Raw genomic sequence first — 5,393 nt, forward strand, 5'->3', positions numbered from 1 at the left:
CGTCGAGAACGTCAAACCACCCTCTACTGGGGGCACGTCCAACTGCGATGGTCATTAGAGCAAATCTCCAAATGTTTATAAGTACAGGTTGTATCTGTATTATAGACGGCTATATAAAAGCCTATCTATAAGCAGAAAGTTAACCGGGTTGTTAACCAAGTTTACAATTTTTTACACACCTTTAATCATATTAGGTGTAAATCGCTAATTTTTCTAGGGGTTTTGTCATAAAAATTAATTTTTGATTCAGACGAGGTAGATAAAGCAGGGAAGCAAGAGGCGAAAGAGGTAATTTGAATTCTCCCCCTTGCTCCCTGCACCCTGCCCCTCTGCCTCTTCTAATACCCATTTCCCTAGAATCAGTCAGCTGACGCTAAAATGAGTCCACAGTTAAATTTGATTATTGCTAAATGTTTACCATCGATTTAAGCATCAGAAACACTGCTTTCCCTATCTCGGTACAACGTAAGTCAGCAGAGGATGCTGAGGCTGTCTATCAGCTAATTTTGGCAGCAATCCGTTCTGGGAACCCTGACATTGTGGAACTCAAGTGCGAGGGCAAGACAGAGAAAAAAATTGCTGTCCGCGCTAGTGAAATTTCTGGGGTGCAGATTGTTCAGAAAGATGGTACAACCCCTGGTGGTGCCAGACCACCTGGCTTTTTTGCTGTAGCTGCTGAGTAATCAAGGTTGATAAATGGCTCAAGTGGGCATTGAAGTCAAGGATTTAAATTTCAGTTGGCCTAATGGAGAGAAAGTTATCAAATCTTGCTCTTTAGAAGTACCAAAGGGTGAGTTTTGGATGCTCTTGGGTACAAATGGCAGCGGCAAATCTACGTTACTGAGACTGCTGGCGGGGTTATTAGCTCCTGAATCTGGCGAAATTAGGGTTTTGCACCCAGTTGGCTTTGTCTTCCAAAATCCAGATCATCAACTGGTGATGCCAACGGTTGGTGCTGATGTGGCTTTTGGATTGGTGGAAGAAAAGTTGCCACCTGCTGCTACTAGAGCCAGGGTTGAGGAGGCGTTAGGGGCGGTGAATTTGCTTACTTTGCAACAACGCCCTATCTATGCACTCTCTGGGGGACAGAAACAGCGAGTCGCGATCGCAGGTGCGATCGCCCGTCGCTGTGAAGTCTTATTATTAGATGAACCCACTGCCTTACTAGATCCAGATAGCCAGTTGGATTTAGTTGCTGGTGTCCGTCGCCTTGTCAAAAGTCGAGGTATTACAGCCCTTTGGGTGACACATCGATTAGATGAGCTAAATTACTGTGACGGCGCTTTCTTGCTAGAAAAAGGCTCTCTGGTTGATAGTGGTGAAGCCCAACGCCTCAAAGAACGTCTGATGGAGGTACACAGCGAAGCCTCTTAATTAAGTGCTGAGTGCTTAGTAAATAAGTAAAATTCATTGCATTCAGCACTCCTGAAGACTATTAAAAAAGAACTGTAACGCGCCTTTTAAACAAAGGCGCGTTTTAAGTTGGTGCGTCTATCTGAGGTTTGAGTTTTGTGAGGCTACCGTATTTTTTATTCTGTGTAGCATAGTGTTACAGACTATGCATCAATTATTATAAAACTTATGAATGAATTTTGTTAACTCTAGAAAATTGTGATTAAAAACCATGCCCCGTTCCTTACTCCAAGCCGTTTTGTTAGTGGACGGCTACAATATCATAGGCGCTTGGCCTTGCCTTAAAAAAACGCGTGATAGCGTTGGATTAGAGGCCGCACGGGGCGAACTTGTGGAAGCGATGACTGGTTATAGCGCGTTTCAAGGTTACACAACTCAGATAGTTTTTGATGCCCAATATCAGAACACCTCTAGTAATAAAGAAATTATTACTGAGCTTTTATCTGTTTATTACACTGATTTTGGGCAAACCGCAGATACTTATATTGAAAAATCCTGTGCTTCTTTTCGCCAGCAAATAGCTCAATCTTTGATTTCTCGTGTGATTGTTGCTACATCAGATCGGGCACAGCAGTTGATGATCCAAGGCTATGGGGCTGAATGGTTGTCAGCACAACAACTCTGTGGGGAAGTGGAAACCACTGTTTGCCGGATGCGACAAAAGTATCATACGCGCAAACAATCTAAGAGTAGGTTTTTAGCTAATGCCATTGATGCTAAGGCGCGGCAACGTCTGGCTGAATTACGAATGGGATTACAGTAGATATTTGAGTATTTAACAGTCTCTGCTTAAGTTCCTGAATAAATTTTGGCTGCAAAATTTCTATAATTAAATATTTAAAAAAAATATTGGCGAAAGTACTTGCCAAATCCTATTTTTAGCCCTAAGATTATAAATCGTGAGTGGTCCTCAGTAGCTCAGTGGTAGAGCGATCGACTGTTAATCGATTGGTCGCTGGTTCGAATCCAGCCTGGGGAGTTTAGTAATTTTGGATTTTAAATTTTGGATTCTAGATTATCCATCAGAGAGTTATGGTCGCTTGACTCGGCTGTGACGTTTCTGAATCATGGGTCTTTTGGTGCTTGTCCTAAACAAGTGCTGGAATTTCAACAACGTTTGCGATCGCATCTCGAACAGGAACCTGTACGCTTTTTTGGTAGAGAGTGGGAACCACTGCTCGACAATGCGAGAAGTAAGCTGGCGGCGTTTGTAGGTGCTGATGTCCAAGATTTAGTGTTTGTCCCCAATGCGACGACTGGCGTTAATTCGGTGTTAAGATCGCTGACGTTTTCACCAGAGGACGAAATACTTACAACTAACCACGAATATAATGCTTGCCGCAATGCACTTGATTTTATTGCCAGTAGCACTGGGGCGCGGGTGGTGGTGGCAAAAATTCCTTTCCCCATCGACTCGTCACAACAAGTAATCGCAGCAGTAATTGAGCGAGTTTCAGCAAAAACCCGATTAGCACTTTTGGATCATGTTACCAGTCAGACAGGGTTAATCTTCCCGATTCAAGAGTTGGCGAAGGAGTTGCAACAACGGGGTGTAGATACATTGGTAGATGGGGCACATGCGCCTGGAATGATTTCTCTCGATTTGCGAGAGATTGGCGCAACTTATTACACCGGGAATTGTCATAAATGGCTGTGTGCGCCTAAAGGGGCAGCATTTTTGTATGTGCAACGAGATCAACAGTCAGAAATTCGTCCTCTGACAATTAGCCACGGGACAAATTCGCCACGCACTGATAAAAGCCGCTTTCAGTTAGAATTTGACTGGACAGGTACAGACGATCCTACAGCTTATATGTGTGTACCAGAAGCGATCGCTTTTATGGGTTCGTTGTTACCTGGTGGGTGGACAGAATTGAGAAAGCAAAATCATCAGCTAGTGTTGCAGGGAAGACAGCTAATTTGTGAAGCACTAGAAGTGCAGCCGCCTTGTCCAGAAGAGATGATTGGTTCAATAGCGGTTGTGCCAATGCCTGCGAGTTTGGAAAACCGCGATTTCATGTCTATACATGATGAGTTGTTTGATAAGTTTGGTATTCAAGTGCAGGTGATGCCGTGGCAGCAAAAACCTCGGCTGTTGGTAAGGATTTCGGCACAGATTTACAATACTTTAGAGCAGTATGAGTATTTAGGAAAGGTTCTAAAGGGGTTGCTCTCAGGTTAATCTAGTTTTAGGAAACTGGCGATCGCATCAAGGGTCTGTTCTGCACTCTCAGCAGTAAACATTGGGCCAGCAGCCAAATAAATATTTTTATCAGATACCAAGTTTAAGACGATATTGTAACTGGTTGAACTTGTGCCTGTTACTGTGTCAATTGCGACTGCATCAATATTCAACCCTGATATTTCTGAGAGTTTAGCTTCAACTACTTCTTTACCAAGCCAACCTTTTCGTTCGATAGTCGCTTTGTCAAGGGTTTTATCGAAAATGCAAATGATTATGCCATTCATCAGCATATAAATAATGCATACAGCACCACTTGCAATCAAGAATAAACCTAGAGGATAAGTCCACAAACGACTATCTTCATGAATTATTAATTTTGGTTCTCGTGAGTTTTTAAGAAAGGCATTAATTTGTCTAGCCTTTGATTCCTTGTGAGTGCTGTCTGCATTTACTAAATCTATGGGAACTGAACCATCATTCGTCAGAAGTACCAAGGGATAACTATTCCCAGCAGTCGTACTAGTGTCTAGTTTTGCACCTATCACCTCTTTGAGATTCCAAGTTTTAACTTGAGATTTTAAAATACTTTTGGTGATTAATTGGCAACTTTCTTGAGTAGGTTCAACCCGATTACAAGTAAATGTAGTTGTCTTTGCAAGTGTCGCGATCAATAAAACGCCTCCTGCCACAAATAATCCGCCAAAGAACCAGTAGAGGATGGCTGCTGGCTTAAGTTGTAGTTTCAATAATGTTGGAGTTTGCTCTAAGATTTTGAGTCTCATTGTTGTAACTGTAGTCTTTACTCAAAGCAGCCCACACACGAAATTCAGATTTCCGCATCGCAGATTGAAATAATTTGGTTTTAAATCTCGTGTTAGGAATTGTTATGGCTTGTCATGATATGGCAAAAGTACATACTCAAGAATCAGATCACAAAGACATTATCGGGCTAGTGGTATTCTTTTAAGTGATTGCACTTAAATTGCTGAAACTAGGATAACGCTTTACATGACTTCTGGAGCGCTGCCTGCCAATCCTTTTGTGGCTGCGGGGATGATTGAAGATCCCAGGCTGTTTGTCGGTCGTAAAGATGAATTACACGCGATCGCATCTCGGATGAAGGGCGATCAGCCTACAAGTATAAATATAGTTGGTGAGAAGCACATTGGTAAATCTTCGTTGCTGCGTCATTTCGTTCTGACTTGGCAGCAGCGAGTATTAAACAACAGCAGTAATTATGTGGTAATTTACCTACCGTTACGGGGTGTAGATTGCCAAACTGAAACGGGTTTCTATGAGGCTGTCGCTGAAGGTTTACTGAGTCACGTTCAGGGATGGCAACAACGCAGTCTGCAAAATTGTTGGAAGACTAAACCGTTTAATCGTCAAGCATTTTCAGATGCGGTTAAGCAATGGAAACAACAAGGAAAGCTACCCGTTCTCTGTTTGGATGATTTTGAAAGCCTTTTGAAATATCCCGATAAATTCGATAATGGATTTTATGACAATTTGCGATCGCTGATGGATAGCAATGCCTTGATGCTAGTGGTGGCTTCGCGTAGACAACTGGATGTTTATGCTAACGAGCATCGGTTTGTCTCTAGTTTTTTCAATATTGGTCACACGATTTCTTTGAAAGAACTAAATACAGATGAGGCTATTGAACTGTCGCGCTTACCAAGTTGCTCTACTAATGGTGCAGCTTTGAGTGTAGATGAACAGAGTCATGCCCAGCAATGGGGCAGGGCAAACGCATCTAAATATTGACGAGCCAGGATTTGAGTCGAATTCAGCG

6 protein-coding genes and 1 tRNA gene are annotated in these 5,393 nt (G+C 42.6%); 6 read left to right on the top strand and 1 reads right to left on the bottom strand.

Translation table 11 applies throughout. The features are described from left to right. The first annotated feature begins 410 nt into the window (after window positions 1–410). From HWQ44_RS15625 to HWQ44_RS15645, 5 genes are all read left to right on the top strand, one after another. Window positions 411–683, top strand: coding sequence for a hypothetical protein (locus HWQ44_RS15625; RefSeq protein WP_292720068.1), 273 nt, complete (start codon window positions 411–413; stop codon window positions 681–683). A gap of 13 nt (window positions 684–696) precedes the next feature. After that, on the top strand, window positions 697–1,374 hold the full coding sequence (locus HWQ44_RS15630; RefSeq protein WP_292720070.1) for an ABC transporter ATP-binding protein: 678 nt from the start codon (window positions 697–699) through the stop codon (window positions 1,372–1,374). A 250-nt stretch (window positions 1,375–1,624) separates the two neighbouring features. After that, the gene (locus HWQ44_RS15635; RefSeq protein ID WP_292720073.1) at window positions 1,625–2,176 is read left to right on the top strand and encodes an NYN domain-containing protein; all 552 of its coding nucleotides are present in this window, start codon (window positions 1,625–1,627) and stop codon (window positions 2,174–2,176) included. 144 nt (window positions 2,177–2,320) lie between these two features. Next, window positions 2,321–2,392, top strand: a tRNA-Asn gene (locus tag HWQ44_RS15640). Window positions 2,393–2,416: 24 nt separating this feature from the next. After that, window positions 2,417–3,595, top strand: a complete 1,179-nt coding sequence (locus HWQ44_RS15645) for an aminotransferase class V-fold PLP-dependent enzyme (protein WP_292720075.1) — start codon at window positions 2,417–2,419, stop codon at window positions 3,593–3,595. Here HWQ44_RS15645 and HWQ44_RS15650 read toward each other — a convergent pair. After that, window positions 3,592–4,380: a hypothetical protein gene (locus tag HWQ44_RS15650; protein WP_292720078.1), complete on the bottom strand. Its 789-nt coding sequence runs from the start codon at window positions 4,378–4,380 to the stop codon at window positions 3,592–3,594. The genes HWQ44_RS15645 and HWQ44_RS15650 overlap by 4 nt on opposite strands. Before the next feature lie 226 nt (window positions 4,381–4,606). Here HWQ44_RS15650 and HWQ44_RS15655 point away from each other — a divergent pair, with 226 nt between their 5' ends. Continuing rightward, complete coding sequence (locus tag HWQ44_RS15655; RefSeq protein ID WP_292720080.1) at window positions 4,607–5,365, top strand: ATP-binding protein; 759 nt, start codon at window positions 4,607–4,609, stop codon at window positions 5,363–5,365. The last annotated feature ends 28 nt before the right edge of the window (window positions 5,366–5,393 follow it).

The sequence above is a fragment of the Nostoc sp. JL34 genome (assembly GCF_017114945.1).
Lineage (GTDB): Bacteria > Cyanobacteriota > Cyanobacteriia > Cyanobacteriales > Nostocaceae > Nostoc.